At 72.0% G+C, this 20,415-nt stretch carries 15 protein-coding genes and 1 pseudogene; 10 read left to right on the forward strand and 6 right to left on the reverse strand.

The window, feature by feature from the left end; translation table 11 throughout:
• Both M5362_RS06245 and M5362_RS06250 read right to left on the reverse strand, forming a co-directional pair.
• Nucleotides 1-610: pseudogene (locus M5362_RS06245) on the reverse strand (oxidoreductase); the annotation flags it as partial.
• Entirely contained in the window at nucleotides 607-1,944 is a 1,338-nt protein-coding gene (locus M5362_RS06250) for a hypothetical protein (protein WP_260226319.1), read from the reverse strand. The pseudogene M5362_RS06245 and the gene M5362_RS06250, both read right to left, overlap by 4 nt.
• 407 nt (nucleotides 1,945-2,351) lie before the next feature.
• On the opposite strand from M5362_RS06250, the gene leuS reads away from it, so the two are divergent.
• The 5 genes from leuS (at nucleotide 2,352) to M5362_RS06275 (ending at nucleotide 10,714) form a co-directional block, all read left to right on the forward strand.
• Nucleotides 2,352-5,222 carry a leucine--tRNA ligase gene (gene leuS, locus M5362_RS06255; RefSeq protein ID WP_260226320.1) on the forward strand — a complete coding sequence of 957 codons (2,871 nt, stop codon included), beginning with the start codon at nucleotides 2,352-2,354 and terminating at the stop codon, nucleotides 5,220-5,222.
• A gap of 132 nt (nucleotides 5,223-5,354) precedes the next feature.
• Nucleotides 5,355-6,155 (forward strand): hypothetical protein, encoded by an 801-nt coding sequence (locus M5362_RS06260; RefSeq protein ID WP_260226321.1) that lies wholly within the window; start codon nucleotides 5,355-5,357, stop codon nucleotides 6,153-6,155.
• Nucleotides 6,156-6,225: 70 nt separating this feature from the next.
• Nucleotides 6,226-7,071, forward strand: coding sequence for a DegV family protein (locus tag M5362_RS06265; protein WP_260226322.1), 846 nt, complete (start codon nucleotides 6,226-6,228; stop codon nucleotides 7,069-7,071).
• Nucleotides 7,072-7,394: 323 nt separating this feature from the next.
• A complete protein-coding gene (locus M5362_RS06270; protein WP_308354857.1) occupies nucleotides 7,395-8,249 on the forward strand; it encodes a ComEA family DNA-binding protein in 855 nt (284 codons plus the stop codon).
• A complete protein-coding gene (locus M5362_RS06275) occupies nucleotides 8,246-10,714 on the forward strand; it encodes a ComEC/Rec2 family competence protein (RefSeq protein WP_260226324.1) in 2,469 nt (822 codons plus the stop codon). Before M5362_RS06270 ends, M5362_RS06275 begins: the two co-directional genes overlap by 4 nt.
• Nucleotides 10,715-10,814: 100 nt before the next feature.
• Here M5362_RS06275 and M5362_RS06280 read toward each other — a convergent pair whose 3' ends face one another.
• Nucleotides 10,815-11,291, reverse strand: a complete 477-nt coding sequence (locus M5362_RS06280; protein ID WP_260226325.1) for a pyridoxamine 5'-phosphate oxidase — start codon at nucleotides 11,289-11,291, stop codon at nucleotides 10,815-10,817.
• A 116-nt stretch (nucleotides 11,292-11,407) separates the two neighbouring features.
• Between M5362_RS06280 and M5362_RS06285 the strand changes: the two genes are divergently transcribed.
• On the forward strand, nucleotides 11,408-12,220 hold the full coding sequence (locus M5362_RS06285) for an arylamine N-acetyltransferase (RefSeq protein ID WP_260226326.1): 813 nt from the start codon (nucleotides 11,408-11,410) through the stop codon (nucleotides 12,218-12,220).
• Nucleotides 12,221-12,282: 62 nt separating this feature from the next.
• Here M5362_RS06285 and M5362_RS06290 read toward each other — a convergent pair whose 3' ends face one another.
• Complete coding sequence (locus tag M5362_RS06290) at nucleotides 12,283-12,543, reverse strand: hypothetical protein (protein ID WP_261365646.1); 261 nt, start codon at nucleotides 12,541-12,543, stop codon at nucleotides 12,283-12,285.
• A 32-nt stretch (nucleotides 12,544-12,575) separates the two neighbouring features.
• On the opposite strand from M5362_RS06290, the gene holA reads away from it, so the two are divergent.
• Nucleotides 12,576-13,562, forward strand: a complete 987-nt coding sequence (holA, locus tag M5362_RS06295) for a DNA polymerase III subunit delta (RefSeq protein WP_374214415.1) — start codon at nucleotides 12,576-12,578, stop codon at nucleotides 13,560-13,562.
• Between the two features lie 187 nt (nucleotides 13,563-13,749).
• On the opposite strand, the gene rpsT is transcribed toward holA, so the two are convergent.
• Nucleotides 13,750-14,016: a 30S ribosomal protein S20 gene (gene rpsT / locus M5362_RS06300; protein ID WP_137989361.1), complete on the reverse strand. Its 267-nt coding sequence runs from the start codon at nucleotides 14,014-14,016 to the stop codon at nucleotides 13,750-13,752.
• Nucleotides 14,017-14,201: 185 nt separating this feature from the next.
• On the opposite strand from rpsT, the gene lepA reads away from it, so the two are divergent.
• From lepA to hemW, 3 genes are all read left to right on the forward strand, one after another.
• Nucleotides 14,202-16,073 (forward strand): translation elongation factor 4, encoded by a 1,872-nt coding sequence (gene lepA, locus M5362_RS06305; RefSeq protein ID WP_260226328.1) that lies wholly within the window; start codon nucleotides 14,202-14,204, stop codon nucleotides 16,071-16,073.
• A gap of 230 nt (nucleotides 16,074-16,303) precedes the next feature.
• Complete coding sequence (locus M5362_RS06310) at nucleotides 16,304-18,178, forward strand: long-chain fatty acid--CoA ligase (RefSeq protein WP_260226329.1); 1,875 nt, start codon at nucleotides 16,304-16,306, stop codon at nucleotides 18,176-18,178.
• A gap of 80 nt (nucleotides 18,179-18,258) precedes the next feature.
• The gene (gene hemW, locus M5362_RS06315) at nucleotides 18,259-19,491 is read left to right on the forward strand and encodes a radical SAM family heme chaperone HemW (protein WP_260226330.1); all 1,233 of its coding nucleotides are present in this window, start codon (nucleotides 18,259-18,261) and stop codon (nucleotides 19,489-19,491) included.
• 121 nt (nucleotides 19,492-19,612) lie between these two features.
• Here the strand turns inward: hemW and M5362_RS06320 are convergent, their stop codons facing one another.
• Complete coding sequence (locus M5362_RS06320) at nucleotides 19,613-20,413, reverse strand: DUF3097 domain-containing protein (RefSeq protein ID WP_260226331.1); 801 nt, start codon at nucleotides 20,411-20,413, stop codon at nucleotides 19,613-19,615.
• Nucleotides 20,414-20,415: the final 2 nt, after the last annotated feature.

Here is a 20,415-nt window from a genome sequence, read left to right on the forward strand (position 1 = left end):
CGCCTCCCACGCCCGACTCGGCCGCGCGTTCCCTGCGGCCCGGCGGCAGGGCGGGCCCGCCGCCGATCGCGCGGATCACTGCCGACGCCTCACCGGAGACCATGCGCTCGGGAGTACGGATGACACGCGCGCGTAGAGCCTGTCCACGCCGGTCGGAGAGGCCGCGTTCGGCGAGCGCGGACCGGATGGAGATCTCCGTGGAGTTACGGGTCACGGCCACGATCAGTGTCCGGGCGCCGAGCGCCTCGGCGGCCAGCAGTGCGCCGTCCAGGATGAGGTGCGGGGCGCGGTTGAGCAGCACGGTGTCCTTGCGGCAGGCCGGCTCGCCCTCGCTGCCGTTGACGACGACCACGGGGCGTATGCCGCGGCGGATCGCCGCCTTGCCGACCGCCCTGAGCTTGCGGCCGAAGGGAAAGCCCGCGCCTCCACGGCCGTGGAGGGATATGTCGTCCGCGAGCTGGGCGAGCTGCTCGCCGCTCATGGGATCCAGCGGCCCGTGCACCTTCAGGTGCATGGCGAGGCCGAGCCGCTCGACCAGGTCGAAGCCCTGGGTGAGCTGAGGCAGGCCGACGACACGGACCTCGGGGACGTCGGGGAGCGGGGCGTTCACGGGCGGTCTCCTGCGGGTGCGGTCCACGGCTCACCAGCGGGAGGCGGGGTGGCGTAGGTCGGCATCGGGGGCGGGGTGTCGTATGCCGACGCCTGAGGCGGGGCGGCGTACGTGGGCATCGGGGGCGGGGTGTCGTATGCCGACGCCTGAGGCGGGGCCGCGTACGTCGGCATCGGGGGAGAGGGAGCGGGCCAGTAGCCGGGTCGGACGGGTGAATCGGTGACGACGGGGAGCTCCTCTGTCAGGGGAATGCGCTCGGCGAGCGGGGCAGCGCCATCGGTGGCGTACGGGAGGGGCTCGGGGAGCGGGGGGAGGCCTCCGGTGGGGTACGGGAGGGGCTCGGCGCGCGGGGGGACGCCTTCGGTGGCGTACGCGGCGGGTTCGGGCGCCTGTGTGGAGCGCGCCACCGCGCGGTAGGCCGCCGAGAAGCCGCCCGGGAGGCCGGGGGAGGTCCGGTCCTGCCGGTCGAGCCACTCCGCGGACACGGTGGGGGGTTCGTAGCGGGGGTTCTCTCTGCCGGTGACGGCGGTGTCGGCCGGCCCGCCGAGCGGGCCCGTGGCCGGGTCGGCTCTGTCGGCGGTCAGGCCGAGCGGATCGGCGCCGTTCGACTTCCGGGGCCTTGTGCGCCGGCCTTCCAGGGAGGCGAGGAGCTCGACGAACCGCTCGGCGAGCGCGCGCTGCGTCGGGGCGGGCAGCATCCGGAGCGCCACGACGGTGGCGACCCCGGTCAGGGCCAGGCTGTACATGACGACGACCCAGGTGGCCGCCTGCCGTCCCGCGTACAGACCGTGCACGAGGGCGAAGCACCAGGCCGGGTAGGCGAGCATGTGCAGCGGCCGCCAGCGGGCGGCGAAACGGCTCCGGCCCGCGAGGGTGCTGCGCAGGGCCCCGGTGGAGGCGGCGACGACCATGAGCAGCCCGGCGAGCGAGCCGAAGCCGATGAGGGCCGACGAGCCCGTGATGCCGAGGCCGAAGGGGAGCAGGGCCCCGATCGGCGCCACGTGGCCGAGCGAGACCTTGACCGTGCCGTGGAGCAGCAGGAAGCCGAGCGAGGCGATCGCGGTGGCGCGGTGGATGCCCTGGGCGAGCAGCCGGTGCCGGGTGGAGAGCAGCAGCCGGTCCGTGGCGATCAGGCCCCACGCGACCGACGCGGTCAGGGACACCAGCGACAGCACGCCGCTGGTGAAGTCGAGCGCGGCCCGGAATCCGTCGCTGCCGCCGATGGCGAGCAGCGGAATGATCACCAGCGCCGCGACCGATATCCCGCCCTGAACGGGCCGGCTCAAACCGGTGCGCAGGGCGGGGGCGGAGCGGGTCTTGCGATGAGGGTTCATGGGGGCGACTCCGAATGGTGCGGATAAGCAGTCCCGTTGCCGCATGCTAAGGCGCTCCATACCAGGCAGTAGGTGGTTTGCTCGTTTAAGAGGCGCGGGAAGCCGAACTGACTTTTGGGTTGCCCCGGATAAGGTCGATACGCGGAGTAACCCGGGCGGCTCGGGCGTCCCCGGCCGCTCCCGACCGGCAGGTGGAACGTCGGTGCGGCCCGCACGAGCCCTGCGGTACCCTGACGCCATGCGTGCCGTACGCCTTCTGCTTAGCGAGCCGCGCTGATCAGTCCCGACGGATGAAACATCCGGTCGGTATCGGCGCGGCGTCCCCTCCTGTGCGAGGGGATTTTTCATTTCGTGGCAGTGCAGTTCGCGGGCAGTGGGCAGAGACGATCGATGGAGCTTCAGGGATCATGAGCGAGATGAATTCGGCTGCCGAGACGGCGGCCCCGCATCGTTATACGGCGGCCATGGCCGCCGACATCGAGGCACGCTGGCAGGACTTCTGGGACGCCGAGGGCACGTACGAGGCTCCGAACCCGACCGGTGACCTGGCGGGCGATCCGGCGATCGCCGCCCGGCCCAAGAAGTTCATCATGGACATGTTCCCGTACCCCTCGGGCGCGGGCCTGCACGTCGGCCACCCGCTGGGCTACATCGCCACCGACGTCTTCGCCCGCCACCAGCGCATGACCGGTCACAACGTGCTGCACACCCTGGGCTTCGACGCCTTCGGCCTGCCGGCCGAGCAGTACGCCGTGCAGACGGGCACGCACCCCCGCGTGTCCACCGAGGCCAACATGGAGAACATGAAGGTCCAGCTGCGCCGGCTGGGCCTGGGCCACGACAAGCGCCGGTCGTTCGCGACGATCGACCCGGAGTACTACAAGTGGACCCAGTGGATCTTCCTGCAGATCTTCAACTCCTGGTACGACGACGAGGCGAAGACGGCCCGCCCGATCGCCGAGTTGGTCGAGCAGTTCGAGAACGGCACGCGTGACATCCCCGGCTCCACGCGCGCGTGGGGCGAGCTGAACGCCGCCGAGCGCGCCGACGTCCTGGGCGAGTACCGCCTGGCCTACGCCTCCGACGCGCCGGTCAACTGGTGCCCCGGCCTGGGCACCGTCCTGGCCAACGAGGAGGTCACCGCCGACGGCCGTTCCGAGCGCGGCAACTTCCCCGTCTTCAAGGCCAAGCTGCGCCAGTGGAACATGCGTATCACCGCCTACGCGGACCGCCTGCTGGACGACCTGGACGCGCTGGACTGGCCCGAGGCCATCAAGCTGCAGCAGCGCAACTGGATCGGCCGCTCCGAGGGCGCCCGCGTGGACTTCCAGGTCGGCGAGGCCGGTGCGATCACCGTCTTCACCACCCGCCAGGACACGCTGTTCGGCGCCACGTACATGGTCCTGGCCCCGGAGCACGACCTGGTCGAGAAGATCGTCCCGGACGCCTGGCCGGCCGGCACCCACGACGTGTGGACGGGCGGTCACGCCACCCCGGCCGACGCCGTCGCCGCCTACCGCAAGCAGGCCGCCTCCAAGTCCGACGTCGAGCGGCAGGCCGAGGCCAAGGACAAGACCGGCGTCTTCACCGGCGCGTACGCGACCAACCCGGTCAGCGGCGAGCAGGTCCCGGTCTTCATCGCCGACTACGTCCTGATGGGCTACGGCACCGGCGCGATCATGGCCGTCCCCGCGCACGACACCCGCGACTTCGCCTTCGCGCGCGCCTTCGAGCTGCCGATGCGCTGCGTCGTGCAGCCGAGCGACGGCCGTGGCACCGACCCGTCCACGTGGGACGACGCCTTCGCCTCGTACGAGGCGAAGCTGGTCAACTCCGCGAACGACGAGATCTCCCTGGACGGCCTGGGCGTCGTCGACGCCAAGGCGAAGATCACCGCCTGGCTGGCCGACCGCGGCATCGGCGAGGGCACCGTCAACTTCCGTCTGCGCGACTGGCTGTTCAGCCGTCAGCGCTACTGGGGCGAGCCCTTCCCGATCGTCTACGACGAGGACGGCATCGCGCACTCGCTGCCCGAGTCGATGCTGCCGCTGGAGCTGCCCGAGGTCGAGGACTACTCGCCGCGCACCTTCGACCCGGACGACGCCGACACCCAGCCCGAGACGCCGCTCTCCCGCAACGAGGACTGGGTCAACGTCACGCTGGACCTGGGCGACGGCCCGAAGAAGTACCGCCGCGAGACCAACACCATGCCCAACTGGGCCGGTTCCTGCTGGTACGAGCTGCGCTACCTGGACCCGAACAACTCCGAGAAGCTGGTCGACCCGGCGATCGAGCAGTACTGGATGGGCCCCCGCGAGTCCATGCCCACCGGCGGCGTCGACCTGTACGTCGGCGGTGCCGAGCACGCCGTACTGCACCTGCTGTACGCGCGGTTCTGGTCCAAGGTGCTGTTCGACCTGGGTCACGTCTCCTCGGCCGAGCCGTTCCACAAGCTGTACAACCAGGGCATGATCCAGGCCTTCGTCTACCGGGACGCGCGCGGTATCGCCGTTCCGGCGGCCGAGGTCGAGGAGCGTGACGGCGGCTACTGGTTCGCGGGCGAGAAGGTCTCCCGCGTCCTGGGCAAGATGGGCAAGTCCCTGAAGAACGCCGTCACGCCGGACGAGATCTGCGCCGAGTTCGGCGCCGACACCCTGCGCCTGTACGAGATGGCGATGGGTCCGCTGGACGTCTCCCGCCCCTGGGACACGCGCGCGGTGGTCGGCCAGTACCGGCTGCTGCAGCGGCTGTGGCGCAACATCGTCGACGAGGCGACCGGCGAGGTGACGGTCGCCGACACCGAGCCCGACGAGGACACGCTGCGCGCCCTGCACAAGGCGATCGACGGTGTCTCGCAGGACATGGCGGCCATGCGCTTCAACACCGCCATCGCCAAGGTCACCGAGCTGAACAACCACCTGACCAAGGTGGGCGGCCCGGTCTCCCGCTCGGTCGCCGAGCGGCTGGTGCTGCTGGTCGCCCCGCTGGCGCCGCACATCGCCGAGGAGCTGTGGCGCAGGCTGGGCCACACCGAGTCGGTCGTCCACCAGGACTTCCCGGTCGCCGACCCGGCGTACGTCGTGGACGAGACCGTGACCTGCGTCGTGCAGATCAAGGGCAAGGTCAAGGCCCGCCTGGAGGTCTCTCCGGAGATCACGGACGCGGAGCTGGAGGCGCTGGCGCTGGGTGACACCCACGTGGTCGCGGCGCTGGGCGGCGCGGAGATCCGCAAGGTGATCGTGCGCGCGCCGAAGCTGGTGAACATCGTCGCCGGATAACTCCTCCGGCGAGGCATGGGGGGTTTCCCCTACGGGCAGGTTGGGGGTTCCAAGGGAACCCTCGGCCTGCCCGTTCCGTTTACCGTGGAAGAACAACAGCCGAGGGAACTCGACGCACGCCGGAGGGCGCACATGGAAGCCGCGATTGTGATCATGGCGCTGCTCTTCTTCGCCTTCGTGGCGTTGGGGGTCTACGCGACCGTGAAGGCGGTCAAGGCCGCCAAGCGCGGCGTCGACCGCACGATCAACCAGGCTCGGCGCACCGTCGAGGACACCACGCTGCGCGCGAAGAGCTACGGGCAGGGCGGTGTGGGCGGTGAGCTGGCGCAGCTGCGGCTCTCCCTGCGCACCTCGATGCGCGCCACGCAGGACGCCCTGCAGGCGGGCGTCACCGAGGACGCCTCGCTGAAGGAGTCCCTCGACCTCTTCCAGCGGCTGACCGCCCACGGCCGTGAACTGGACGAGGACCTCAAGCGGCTGGAGCGCGAGCCGGACCGGGCGAGGGTGGCCGCACAGCTCACGGATCTGCGGGAGCGGACGGAGCGGATCACGCACTCGGCCGACTCGCTGCGCTGGGCCGCCAGGGACCGGGCGCAGAGGTTCGCCGAGGACGACCTGACGTCGCTGAGCGCGCAGATCGACCTGGAGGCGGGCGCGCTGCGCCACTGGTCGGGGGCGACCGCCCAGGGCACCGCCTCGGACGACTTCTCCTGGCCCGACGCGAGTGCCGCCGCGCCCGACGCCGGACGGGGACAGGTGTGGCCCGGCGAGGCCGACGCGCAGGGCGCGGACGCGAACGGCGCCTCGAACGCCGGGCAGCGCCCGGACACCGCGGCCCCCGGGCAGCAGCCGCCGCAGGCGATCACGGCGCCCGATCCGCGCCGGACCGCCTACCCGTGGGAGAAGACGGCGCGGCCCGAGACCACGAACTGACGTCCGACCGGCGTCGCGGAACGCGGGGCCGGGCTGCCGTGGGGCGCCCCCGGCGGGTAACCTCCCGCTCATGTCCCGGCATGTCGCGATCGTCACCGATTCCACGGCCTACCTGCCACCCCAGACGATGGAGCGGCACGGCATCACCGCTGTCCCGCTCACCGTCGTCATCGGCGACAGAGCGCTGGAGGAGGGGACCGAGATCTCGGCCCGTTCCCTGGCGCAGGCGCTCCAGAAGCGGCGGCCGGTGACCACCTCCCGGCCGAGCCCCGAGGTCTTCGCGGCGACGTACCGCGCGGCGGCCGAGGCCGGGGCGCGGGGCATCGTCTCCCTCCATCTCTCCGGGGAGTTCTCCGGTACGTACGACGCCGCCGTCGTCGCCGCCAAGGACGCCCCCGTGCCGGTCCGGGTGGTCGACACCCGCATGGTGGGGATGGCCCTCGGTTTCTGCGCCCTCGCGGCGGCGGAGGTCGTGGACGCCGGCGGCTCGATCGACGAGGCGGTCGCCGCGGCCGAGAAGCGGGCCGCCGCGACCTCCGCCTTCTTCTACGTCGACACGTTGGACTATCTCCGCCGGGGAGGCCGCATCGGAGCCGCGCAGGCCCTGCTCGGCTCCGCGCTCGCCGTGAAGCCCCTGCTCCAGCTCGACGGAGGACGGATCGAGCTGCGCGAGAAGGTGCGCACGGCGTCGAAGGCGATCGCCCGTCTTGAGGAGATCGCCGTGGAGCGGGCGGGCGCCGGGGCGGTCGACATCGCCGTGCACCATCTCTCCGCGCCCGAGCGGGCCGCCGTGTTGGCGGACCGGCTGCGGGAACGGGTGGCAGGTATAGAGGAGTTGCAGGTCAGTGAGGTGGGAGCGGTGATCGGGGCGCACACGGGCCCCGGGCTGCTCGCCGTCGTGGTGTCACCTCGCTGAGGTATCAACCCCTCGTGTGAGTGACGGGTTTTTCCACAACTGGGCGTCTGTCCACGGAAATCGGAGCGTCTCAGCGGATTCGGACGGATGTGCCTACCGTCCTGTCCATGGTTCTTCGCACACATCTCGCATCCCGTCCGCCGACGCCTCACTTCACGCGTCCTTCCCTGCGTCACTCCTCCCGTCCCTCGGTACGTCCCTCCGTTCGTGCGGCCGCGGCCAGCGGGCCCGGTCGTGCTCCCGGATCGGACGGGCGGGTCCGCGGGCGCGGTTCGCCTCCCGCCCGGGCCCGAGGGCGGACCCGGGGGCGGCGCGCCGTCGCGGTGAGCGGCGCCGCCGTACGGCGGCGGGGCGAGGCGCTGATTCCCACCGCGCCCCGGACCGCCTCCCCGCCACCCCTGCCGGAGTGGGGTGCGCCGGAGGTTGCCGCGTCACCTGGCCTCCAGGAGGAGAGGGCGGCCCCCGGGCGACTTGAACGGCTGAGGCTCGCGCTGAGCGAACGGCTGCCGGTGTGGGTGCAGTCCCGGTGCGGCCTCGAACCGCGGACACTGGCGGCGCTGGCCGTCGTACTCGTCGTGGCTGCCGGCTTCGCCGGGCGGTACTTCTGGGCCGGGCGCCCGGAAGCGGTCAGGGCGCCGGAGATCGTGAGCGCCGCACCGCTCCCGGAGAGCGGGGCGTCTCCCGCGGGCTCGGCGGAGACCACGAGTGATCCCCCGCGCGATCCCGCGCAAGGGGCGACACCGTCGGGCGTCGTGGTCGATGTGAGCGGCAAGGTGCGACGGCCCGGGGTGCTGACCCTGCCGCCCGGGTCGCGGGTCGCTGACGCGCTGCGGGCGGCCGGAGGGGTCCGTCCGGGAACGGACCTCACCGGACTCAACCGAGCCCGGATCCTCATGGACGGCGAACAGGTCGCGGTCGGAGTGCCGGCGGCGGCCGCCGCCGCGGGGGGCGGTGCGGGTGCGGGAGTCGCTCCGGGCACGCGGGCGGCTCCGCTCAGCCTCAGTACGGCGACGGTGGAGCAGCTCGACACGCTGCCGGGCGTCGGGCCCGTGCTGGCCCAGCACATCGTCGACCATCGCACGGAGCACGGCGGGTTCCGTTCGGTCGCCGAGCTGCGCGAGGTAAACGGCATCGGGGAGCGCCGGTTCGCGGACCTCGCGCCCCTGGTCCGGCCATGAGCGCGCCCGACGCGCGCGAAGTGTCCGAGCGCGGGCGGGGGCCCGAGGAGGGGCCCGCCGATCTTCGGCTCGTGCCGCCGGCGTTGGCGGCCTGGGGAGCGGCCGCGCTCGCGGTGGGTGCCACCGGGTGGTGGGTGCTCGCGGGCGTGCTGGCGTGTCTGGCCGGCGCGGCGGTCCTGTCGGTGGTTCTTCGGAGGCGGCCGGGGCAGACACTCCGGGCCACCGCGGGCGCCGCCGTACTCCTCTGCGCCGCGGCCGGTGCCGCTTCGGGCGGCCTCCACGCGGCGGATCTGCGGCGAGGGCCGGTGCCCGGGCTCGCGGGGGAGTACGCCAGGGCGAGGGTGGAGGTGACGGTCACATCCGATCCCCGGCTCACCCGGCCTAGGATCCGGGGCGACAGGACGGCGCCGGTCTCCGTCGTGCTCGACGCCGAGGCGATCCGGATCGAGGCGGCGGGTGGGACCGTGCACCGCACGAGGACCCCGGTGCTGGTGATCGTGCCGGCCGGGGAAGCCCAGGGGGAGTGGCTGCGGCTGCTGCCCTCGACCCGGCTGCAGATCACCGGGCGGCTCGCGCCCCCGATACGCCCGGACGACCGGTTCGCGGCGGTGCTGCGGGCCGGCGGGGCCGGACCGCCCCGGATCACCGGGCCGCCGAGCACCGTGCAGCGTACGGCCGGAGAGCTGCGGGCGGGGCTGCGGCGGGCGACCGAGGACCTCGGCGCGGACGCCCGGGCGCTGCTGCCCGGGCTGGTCGTCGGCGACACCTCACGGATCGAGCCGGAGCTGAGCGACGCCTTCGCGGCGACGGACCTCTCGCACCTTCTGGCCGTGAGCGGCTCCAACCTGACGGTCGTGCTGCTCCTGCTCGTCGGACGGCCGGGAACGGCGATGCGGGCCGAACGCGGCGGGCTCGCGCCCCGGCTCGGGATCCCCTTGCGGTCCACCGCGCTCCTCGGGGGAGGACTGACGCTCGCCTTCGTGATCGTGTGCCGACCGGACCCGAGCGTGCTGCGGGCGGCTGCCTGTGGCGCGGTCGCCCTGCTGGCCATCGGCACGGGCCGCCGCAGGTCGCTGATCCCCGCGCTGGCGGCGGCAGTGCTGACGCTGGTGCTCTACGACCCGTGGCTGGCGCGGAGCTATGGCTTCCTGCTCTCGGTCCTGGCCACCGGGGCGCTGCTCACGATCGCGCCTCGCTGGAGCGACGCGCTGCGGCGACGCGGGGTGCCGGGCAGGCTCGCCGAGGCACTGGCGGCCGCTCTGGCCGCTCAGGCGGTGTGTGCGCCCGTGGTGGCGGTGTTCGCGGCCCGGGTGAGCCTGGTCGCGATCCCCAGCAATCTCTTCGCCGAGCTGGCAGTTGCCCCGGCCACGGTCCTGGGGTTCGCCGCGCTCGCGCTGGCGCCGGTCTCGCTTCCGGCGGCGGAACTGGTGGCGCGCGTCGCGGCCTGGCCCGCGGAGTGGATCGCCGGGGTGGCCCGTGCCGGTGCCGCGCTGCCCGGAGCGGAGGTGGAGTGGCCCGGCGGGTGGTCGGGCGGGTTCCTGCTGGCCGGTCTCTTCGGTCTGGTGGTGCTCGGGGCGTGGAGACTGCCCTTCAGGCGGAGGATCGCCACGGGCTGTGCCGTCCTGCTGCTCCTCGCGGTGGTGCGACCGCCCCCGCTGACCCGGCTGGTCAGCGGCTGGCCGCCGCCGGGCTGGGCCTTCGCGATGTGCCAGGTGGGGCAGGGCGACGCGACCGTGCTCGCGGCCGGCGAGGGCTCGGCCGTCGTCGTGGACGCGGGACCCGACCCGGCACTGGTGGACCGCTGCCTCCACGATCTCGGCGTCCGCACGGTCCCCCTCGTGGTGCTGACGCACTTCCACGCGGACCACGTCGCCGGGCTGGCAGGGGTCCTTCGCGGCAGGCCGGTCGGGGCGATCCAGACCACCGGGCTCGAAGAGCCCCCGGGGCAGGCGGCGTTCGTGCGGCGCACGGCCGCGGCGGCGGGAGTGCCCGTCGTCCGGGCCGGGCCGGGGGAGCACAGACGCCTGGGCCCGCTGGAGTGGCGGGTGTTGTGGCCCAGGGGGCGGCCCGGGGCTGCGGGGCCGGAGGAGTCGGGGCCGAACGACTCGAGTGTCACGCTGCTCGTCCGGACCGCGGAGGGGATGCGCCTGCTGCTCCTGGGGGACCTCGAACCGCCCGCCCAGCAGGGTCTGTTGCGGGCGTACCCCGGACTCGGCCCGGTGGACGTGCTCAAGGTCGCCCACCATGGGTCCGCCCACCAGGATCCCGGGCTGATACGGGCGGTGCGGCCACGGCTGGCGCTGGTGTCGGCCGGTCGGGACAACCCCTACGGCCACCCCTCGCCCCGAACGGTCGAGGCGCTCAGGGACGGGGGAGCGGAGGTGCTGCGGACGGACCGGCACGGCGCGATCGCGGTGACGGGGGCAGGGGCGGGGCTGATGGCCGTACCGAGCACGAGCGCGTAGGGGGCGCGGCCGTACCGGGGCCTGGCCCCGTACCGAGCAGGTAGGGGGTGCGACCCGTACCGGGGGGGCCTGGGTCCGTCCGGCCGCCGTCCGGGAGAGATCAGACCAGCCACTCGCCGTCGCGCATCAGCTCCCGGTCGGCCAGCTCGTTCTCCTCGCGCCAGGCCTTCACCGACCTGGGGGTGACGCGGAGGTAGATCCAGGCCGCCCGGTCGCGCGGATCCCAGGCCAGCTTGGCCGCGAACGCGTCGGCGGAAGCCGTCGGCAGGTCGGTGCCCTCCACGGCCTCGGCCGTTCCGTCGATCAGCACCACGTCACGGGTGTGGCCGAGGCTGAGCCGGACCTCGCCACGGGGGGTGAGATTGCGGGCCGTGGGGTTGTTCCGCTTCGTGCACAGCAGAAGGGTTCCGCGGTCGAGGTGCCCGTCGTGGACGTCCCAGAGGAAGGAGAGAGGTACCAGGCATGGTTCGTCGTGGGCGGTCGCGGTCGCGGCCCACAGGTCGTCGTCCTCCCGGAGCCGGGTGAGGACGTCCTGCTTGCGCCGGGTGCGGGGGCGGGGCGGTTCATGATCGGACATGGCTCGCACCGTACGCGGAGTGGTCTGGGCGGCGCCTCGGGCCACGGCCCTCGGGCAACGGACCTAGGACCAGGGCCTTATGGGCGAACCGAGGTGAGCGGCGGCAGACTCGGGGCATGACCACTCACACCCGGCAGACCCCGGACACGCCGGCCGAGGCGTACCTGCGGCGCATCGGAGCCACCCGGCCGGACCGTCCCGACGTGGCCGCTCTGCGTGATCTGCATGTGCGGCACCTGAAGACGGTCCCCTTCGAGAACCTGTCGGTCCACCTCGGCGAGGACATCGTCCTGGAGGAGAAGCCGCTGCTCGACAAGGTCGTCGGGGTGGGCAGGGGCGGGTTCTGCTACGAGATCAACGCCACCTTCGCCGCCCTGCTGCGCGAACTCGGCTTCGCCGTCACGCTCCTTCAGGCGCGGTGCTTCGGCAAGGGCGGCCGGCTGGGCATCCCGTACGACCACATGGCGGTGCTGGTGGAGACGGCGGAGGAGGGGCGGTGGCTCGCGGACGTCGGGTTCGGCGATCACAGCCACTTCCCGCTGGCGCTGGACGAACGGGGCGACCAGAGCGATCCCGGCGGCACGTTCCGTGTGGCGGAGACCGAGGACGGGGACCTGGACGTGCTGCGGAACGGCGAGCCCGAGTACCGGTTGGAGCTGCGCCCGCGGGTGCTGGCCGATTTCACGGCGGGCTCCTGGTACCAGCGCACCTCCCCGGACTCGCACTTCACCCGCTCCCTCGTCTGCTCCCGGCTCACCGACGAGGGCCGGATCACCCTCAGTGGCCACAAGCTCGTCACCACGGTGAACGGCGGGAAGCGCACGGAGCGGCTGCTCGACGGGGACGACGAGGTGAGGGCGGCGTACCGGGAGCTGTTCGGGATCGAGCTGACGGACCTCCCGCCGGTCCCGCCGCCGCGGAAGCGGTAGCCGTCGCAGGGTTCGGGACCGGCCGGGGGCGGCGACGGCCGGCCCCGCCGCGCGGGCCTGCCCTACGGGGCCTCCAGCCAGCCCTCGTACTCCGCGGCGAGTTCGTCCAGCGCCGCGGAGTCCAGCCGGCCCTCCGGGTCCTCCACGACCACCAGCCACTGGGCGTCCTCGGCGTCGTCCTCGCCGGCCAGCGCGTCCCGCACGAGTTGCGGTTCCTCGGCGACCCCGAAGCGGGCGGGAAGCTCTTCGGCGACCTCCTCGGCGGTGTCGCGGTCGGGCAGTACCAGTACGTGTCGTTCGCTCACCCGGCCATTCTCGGGCATGGCTGTCAGTGGCCCGTGGGATCCTGGTCCCGATGGCCACCAGGAAGAATTCGACCGACGACCTTCTCGCCCCCGTGACGCTCGCCGTGGGCCAGGAGGACCTGCTCCTCGACCGTGCGGTCCAGGAGGTGGTGGCGGCCGCCCGGGCCGCCGACGCCGACACGGACGTGCGGGACCTCAGCTCCGAGCAGCTTCAGCCCGGGACGCTCGCGGAGCTGACGAGCCCGTCGCTGTTCGCCGAGCGCAAGGTGCTGGTCGTGCGGAACGCGCAGGACCTGTCCGCGGACACGATCAAGGACATCAAGGCGTACCTCGACGCGCCCATCGAGGAGATCACGCTCGTGCTGCTCCACGCGGGCGGCGCCAAGGGCAAGGGTCTGCTGGACGCGGCGCGGAAGGCGGGCGCACGGGAGGTGGCCTGCCCGAAGACCACGAAGCCGGCGGAGCGGCTGACGTTCGTACGGCAGGAGTTCCGGGCGCTGGGGCGTTCGGCGACGCCCGAGGCGTGCCAGGCGCTGGTCGACTCGATCGGCAGCGACCTGCGGGAGCTGGCGTCGGCGGTGTCGCAGCTGACGGCGGACGTGGAGGGGACGATCGACGAGGCGGTCGTCGGGCGGTACTACACGGGGCGGGCCGAGGCGTCGTCGTTCAACGTCGCGGACCGCGCGGTGGAGGGACGGGCCGCGGAGGCGCTGGAGGCGCTGCGCTGGTCGCTCTCGACCGGAGTGCCGCCGGTCCTGATCACCAGCGCGCTGGCGCAGGGCGTCCGGGCGATCGGCAAGCTGTCCTCGGCACGGGGCGGGCGTCCGGCGGATCTGGCGCGGGAGCTGGGGATGCCGCCGTGGAAGATCGACCGCGTGCGGCAGCAGATGCGGGGCTGGACCCCGGACGGCGTCTCCCTCGCGCTCCGCGCTGTGGCGGAGGCGGACGCGGGTGTGAAGGGCGGAGGGGACGACCCGGAGTACGCGCTGGAGAAGGCGGTGGTCGCGGTGGCGCGGGCGGCGCGGTTGCGGCGGTAGGCGGGCGCGGGCCGCGCGTACGACGAAGGCCCCGCTGCCTCCTGGGGAAGGAGGACGCGGGGCCTTGTCGTACGGCTGGTGGGCTCGTACACGCGTGGCGAACGCGTATCGCGTACGAGTCCGGGGTGCCGGGTGGGAGCGGGAGAGAGGGCCCGCTGGGTCCCGTCCGGCGTTACATCAGAGGGGCTCAGCCCTGCAGAGCGGCAACCTTGGTGGCCAGCGCCGACTTCTTGTTGGCGGCGGCGTTCTTGTGGATGACGCCCTTCGAGACAGCCTTGTCGAGCGCGCGGGAGGCGGCGCGAGAAGCCACGACGGCCTTCTCGACGTCACCCGCGGCGACGGCCTCGCGGGCCTTGCGGATCGCGGTCTTGAGCGAGGACTTGACGGCCTTGTTGCGCAGGCGCGCCTTCTCGTTCGTCTTGTTCCGCTTGATCTGGGACTTGATGTTCGCCACGAAAAGAGCCTTTTCAGGTTCGGTGTTGTTTCTGAGGTGTGTCCCATCGCTGAGAGGGCGTACGAGACACAGCTGTCCACGATATCAGGGGGGCCAACCTCCGCCCAAACCGAGCGGACGTCCCCAGTCATGGGACGATGGAGCCTACGTATCGATCCGACCATCGCCCCGAGACGAGACCCTGCGTGCCCGCGACTCCTACCAACGTGCCTGAGCCGAGCCGTACCGACCCGGCGCTGATCCGCAATTTCTGCATCATCGCGCACATCGACCACGGCAAGTCCACGCTTGCCGACCGGATGCTCCAGCTGACCGGTGTGGTCGACCAGCGGCAGATGCGTGCCCAGTACCTCGACCGGATGGACATCGAGCGCGAGCGCGGCATCACGATCAAGTCCCAGGCGGTCCGTCTTCCCTGGGCGCCGACCGAGGGCGAGGGTCAGGGGAAGACCCACATCCTCAACATGATCGACACCCCCGGGCACGTCGACTTCACCTACGAGGTCTCGCGGTCCCTGGCCGCCTGTGAGGGCACGGTCCTGCTCGTCGACGCGGCCCAGGGCATCGAGGCGCAGACTCTCGCGAACCTGTACCTCGCGATGGAGAACGACCTCACGATCGTTCCCGTGCTGAACAAGATCGACCTGCCCGCCGCGCAGCCGGAGAAGTTCTCCGAGGAGCTCGCCAACCTCATCGGCTGCCAGCCCGAGGACGTGCTCAAGGTCTCGGCCAAGACCGGTCTCGGCGTCGAGGCGCTGCTCGACCGCGTCGTCGCGACCGTTCCGGCCCCCGTCGGTGTCGCGGACGCGCCCGCCCGCGCGATGATCTTCGACTCGGTCTACGACTCCTACCGCGGTGTCGTGACGTACGTCCGTGTCGTCGACGGCCAGCTCAACAAGCGCGAGCGCATCAGGATGATGTCGACCGGCGCCACCCACGAGCTGCTCGAGATCGGTGTCTCGTCCCCGGAGATGACCCCGTCCGACGGTCTCGGCGTCGGCGAGGTCGGCTACCTCATCACCGGTGTGAAGGACGTCCGCCAGTCCAAGGTCGGTGACACCATCACCTCCCTGAACAAGGGCGCCACGGAGGCGCTCGGCGGCTACAAGGACCCCAAGCCGATGGTGTTCTCGGGCCTCTACCCGCTGGACGGCTCGGAGTACCCCGACCTTCGCGACGCCCTCGACAAGCTGCTGCTCAACGACGCCGCGCTCGTCTACGAGCCGGAGACCTCCGCCGCCCTCGGCTTCGGCTTCCGCGTCGGTTTTCTCGGTCTGCTGCACCTGGACGTGATCCGGGAGCGGCTCGAGCGCGAGTTCGGTCTCGACCTGATCGCCACCGCCCCCAACGTGGTCTACCGCGTGGTCATGGAGGACGGCAGCGAGCACACGGTCACCAACCCGAGCGAGTTCCCCGAAGGCAAGATCGACGACGTCTTCGAGCCGGTCGTCCGCGCCACGATCCTCGCCCCGAGCGAGTTCATCGGCGCGATCATGGAGCTCTGCCAGACCCGTCGCGGCACCCTCCTCGGCATGGACTACCTCTCCGAGGACCGGGTCGAGATCCGCTACACCCTCCCCCTCGCCGAGATCGTCTTCGACTTCTTCGACCAGCTGAAGTCCAAGACCCGCGGCTACGCCTCCCTGGACTACGAGCCCACCGGCGAGCAGGCGTCCAGCCTGGTCAAGGTCGACATCCTGCTCCACGGCGACAAGGTGGACGCCTTCTCGGCCGTCACCCACAAGGACGCCGCGTACGCGTACGGCGTCCGGCTCGTCGCCAAGCTGCGCGAGCTCATCCCGCGGCAGGCCTTCGAGGTGCCCATCCAGGCCGCCATCGGCTCCCGGGTCATCGCCCGCGAGACCATCCGCGCCATCCGGAAGGACGTCCTCGCCAAGTGCTACGGCGGTGACATCTCCCGTAAGCGGAAGCTGCTGGAGAAGCAGAAGGAGGGCAAGAAGCGGATGAAGATGGTCGGCTCCGTGGAGGTCCCGCAGGAGGCCTTCATCGCCGTGCTGTCGAGTGACGACTCCGCCGGCGGCAAGGGCAAGAAGTAGCCGCACGATCGGCTGATTAGCTGACAGATACATCGAACGGGTCCCCGCGCCGAGCGTGCGGGGGCCCGTTCTCCGTTCGTTCTGTTATCAACCGGGTATGAAGAGGCGGCCCGCAGCCTCTTACGCGCCGGACCCCGGCGCCTTACTCTGATCGCGGCTCGAAGGTTACTCGCCAGTTAGTACGCATGGAACGCACCGCCAGAACGCACCGCCGCCGCCCGGAGGACGTCGTGAGCGACACACAGACCCTGATCGAGAACCGACCGCCCTCCGTGGCGACCCTCTTCCTTGAGCGCGTCGCGCGGACTCCGGACGCGGAGGCCTACCGCTATCCGGTCCCGGCGGCGTCCGGCCAGGGCACGGACGAGTGGAAGTCGCTCAGCTGGGGGCAGGCCGCCGAACGCGTCTACGCCATCGCGGCCGGTCTCGTCGACCTGGGCGTCCAGGCGGAGGAGCGGGTCGCCCTGGCCTCCTCCACCCGGGTGGAATGGATCCTCACCGACCTCGGCGTGATGTGCGCAGGAGCCGCGGTCACCACGATCTACCCGCAGACCAACGCCGAGGAGTCGGCGTTCATCCTCTCCGACTCCGAGTCCAAGGTGCTGATCGCGGAGGACGCGGCGCAGGTCGCCAAGGCCCGCGAGACCCGCGCCGAGCTGCCCGGCCTCCACCACGTCGTCGTCATCGACGCCACCGGCGTGGAGACCGACGACTGGGTCATCTCGCTCGCCGACCTGGAGGCGCGCGGCAAGGCGTACCTGGAGAAGCACCCCGAGGCGGTCAAGGAGCGCGTCGCCGCGATCACCGCCGACCAGCTCGCCACCCTCATCTACACCTCGGGCACCACCGGCCGCCCCAAGGGCGTACGGCTCCCGCACGACAACTGGTCGTACATGGCCAAGGCCATCGCCGCGACCGGCCTGGTCACCCAGGACGACGTCCAGTACCTCTGGCTGCCGCTCGCGCACGTCTTCGGCAAGGTGCTCACCTCCGGCCAGATCGAGGTCGGTCACGTCACCGCCGTCGACGGCCGCATCGACAAGATCATCGTGAACCTGCCGGTGGTCCAGCCGACGTACATGGCCGCCGTGCCCCGCATCTTCGAGAAGGTGTACAACGGCGTCGCCGCCAAGGCGCGCGAGGGCGGCCCCGCCAAGTACAAGATCTTCCAGTGGGCGGCCGGAGTGGCCCGCGAGTACGCCAAGGTCACCCAGGACAACTTCCGTCGCACCGGTACCGCCTCCGCCCCCTTCGGCCTCACGGCGAAGCACAAGGTCGCGGACGCGCTGGTCTACAAGAAGCTCCGCGAGGCGTTCGGCGGCCGGCTGCGCGCCGCCGTCTCCGGCTCCGTCGCGCTGGCACCCGAGATCGGCTTCTTCTTCTCCGGCGCGGGCATCCACATCCTGGAGGGCTACGGCCTCACGGAGTCCAGCGCCGCCTCCTTCGTCAACCCGGGCGAGGCCTACCGCACCGGTACGGTCGGCAAGCCGCTCCCCGGCTGCGAGGTCCGGATCGCCGACGACGGCGAGATCCTGCTGCGCGGCCCCGGCATCATGCAGGGCTACCACGGCCTGCCCGAGAAGACCGCCGAGGTCCTGGAGGCGGACGGCTGGTTCCACACCGGGGACATCGGCGAGCTGTCCGCCGACGGCTACCTGCGGATCACCGACCGCAAGAAGGACCTGTTCAAGACCTCGGGCGGCAAGTACATCGCGCCGACCGAGATCGAGGGCCAGTTCAAGGCGGTCTGCCCCTTCGTCTCCAACATCGTCGTCCTCGGCGCCGACCGGAACTACTGCTCCGCGCTCATCGCGCTCGACGAGCCCGCCATCCTCGGCTGGGCCGCCGAGAACGGCCTCGCGGGCAAGGCGTACGCGGAGGTCGTGGCCGCCCCGCAGACCCTGGAGATGGTGCAGGGCTACGTCGACCGCCTCAACGAGGGCGTGCAGCGCTGGCAGACGATCAAGAAGTTCCGGCTGCTGCCGCGGGACCTGGACGTCGAGCACGGTGAGCTGACCCCGTCGCTGAAGATGAAGCGGCCGGTGGTGGAGCGGACGTACAAGGAGCTGATCGAGGACATGTACGCGGGGGCCCGGGAGGCGTAGCCGGGGGTCCGGTCCGCTTCCTGGCCCCTGGTTTTCCACAGGCCGGCGGCTCAGCTCGGGCAGTACGGGACAATGGGCTCATGCCTTCCGTACTGCCCGATGGTGAGCCCATGCCCGAAGACGGGGCGCTGCCCGCGCACGCCCTCGAAGGGGCCGGGGAGCGGCCGCTCGGGTTCTATCTGCATGTGCCGTACTGCGCGACGCGCTGCGGCTACTGCGACTTCAACACGTACACCGCCAGTGAGCTGCGCGGTGCCGGAGGCGTGCTCGCCTCCCGTGACAACTACGCGGGACAGGTCGCCGAGGAGATACGCCTCGCCCGGAAGGTGCTCGGCGACGACCCGCGGCCGGTGCGGACGGTCTTCGTCGGCGGCGGCACGCCCACGCTGCTCGCGGCCGGCGACCTCGTACGGATGCTGGGGGCGATCCGGGACGAGTTCGGGCTCGCCGACGACGCCGAGGTGACGACCGAGGCGAACCCGGAGTCGGTGGACCCGGCCTATCTCGCGGAGCTGCGGGCCGGGGGCTTCAACCGGATCTCCTTCGGCATGCAGAGCGCCCGGCAGCACGTCCTGAAGGTCCTGGACCGTACGCACACGCCGGGGCGGCCCGAGGCGTGCGTCGCGGAGGCCCGGGCGGCGGGTTTCGAGCACGTCAACCTGGACCTGATCTACGGGACGCCCGGGGAGTCCGACGACGACTGGCGGGCGTCGCTGGAGGCGGCGATCGGCGCCGGCCCCGACCATGTCAGCGCGTACGCGCTGATCGTCGAGGAGGGGACGCAGCTGGCCCGGCGGATCCGCCGGGGCGAGGTGCCGATGACCGACGACGACGTGCACGCGGACCGGTATCTGATCGCCGACTCCGTCTTCGCGGAGGCCGGCTTCGACTGGTACGAGGTGTCGAACTGGGCCACGTCGGAGGCGGGCCGGTGCCTGCACAACGAGCTGTACTGGCGCGGAGCCGACTGGTGGGGCGCGGGGCCGGGGGCGCACTCGCACGTGGGCGGTGTGCGGTGGTGGAACGTGAAGCATCCGGGGGCGTACGCGGCGGCGCTGGGGGAGGGGCGGTCGCCGGGGGCCGGGCGCGAGGTTCTCTCGGCGGAGGACCGGCGCGTGGAGCGTGTGCTTCTGGAGCTACGGCTCCGGGAGGGCGTGGAGCTGGAGCTCCTGAAGCCCGCGGGGCTGGCAGCCTCTCGCAAGGCGCTGGCGGACGGGCTCCTCGCGGCGGAGCCGTACGGGGAGGGGCGGGCGGTCCTGACGCTGCGGGGGCGGTTGCTTGCCGACGCGGTCGTCAGGGACCTCGTGGACTAGGTCCGGCCGCCCTTCGAGCGTGCCGCTCCCCCGCCAGGGGCCTGTCAGGGCGCCGCCCCTGTGGGTTGTGCCCACCCGTTCCGCCCTGCGGAACGATTGCCCACAACGCGGGGAGGGCGGGTTACGGTGCCGTCACGAAGTCGATCAGTTCTTCTACTCGGCCCAGGAGTGCCGGTTCCAGGTCCTTGTACGTGTGGACGTGGGACAGGATGTGCTGCCAGGCCGCTCCCGTGTTCTCCGGCCAGCCCAGGGCGCGGCAGGCGCCCGTCTTCCAGTCCTGGCCGTGGGGGACGGTGGGCCAGCCGGGGATGCCCACCGACGACGGCTTCACCGCCTCCCAGACGTCGATGTACGGGTGACCGACGATCAGGACGTCCGGGGACGAGACCCGCGCCGCGATGCGGGACTCCTTCGAGCCGGGGACCAGGTGGTCCACCAGGATGCCGAGCCGCGCGTCCGCCGCCGGGGCGAACTCCGCGACGATCGACGGGAGGTCGTCGATCCCCTCCAGGTACTCCACCACCACGCCCTCGATGCGAAGGTCGTCGCCCCAGACCCGCTCCACCAGCTCGGCGTCGTGGCGGCCCTCCACGTAGATGCGGCCCGCCCGGGCCACCCGGGCCCGCGCGCCAGGGACCGCGACCGAGCCGGAGGCGGTGCGGGTGGGGCGCGCGGGAGCGGCGGACGGTCGGACCAGCGTGACCACCCGGCCCTCCAGGAGGAAACCGCGCGGTTCCATCGGGAAGACCCGGTGCTTGCCGAAGCGGTCCTCCAGCGTCACCGTGCCCGCCTCGCAGCGGATCACCGCCCCGCAGAAGCCGGTGGAGACCTCCTCCACCACGAGGTCCGCCTCCGCCGGTACGTCCGGCACCGGGGCGGATCGCTTCCAAGGGGGCGTCAGGTCCGGGTTGTAGCTGCGCATTT

This window comes from Streptomyces sp. Je 1-79 (assembly GCF_025195125.1).
Lineage (GTDB): Bacteria > Actinomycetota > Actinomycetes > Streptomycetales > Streptomycetaceae > Streptomyces.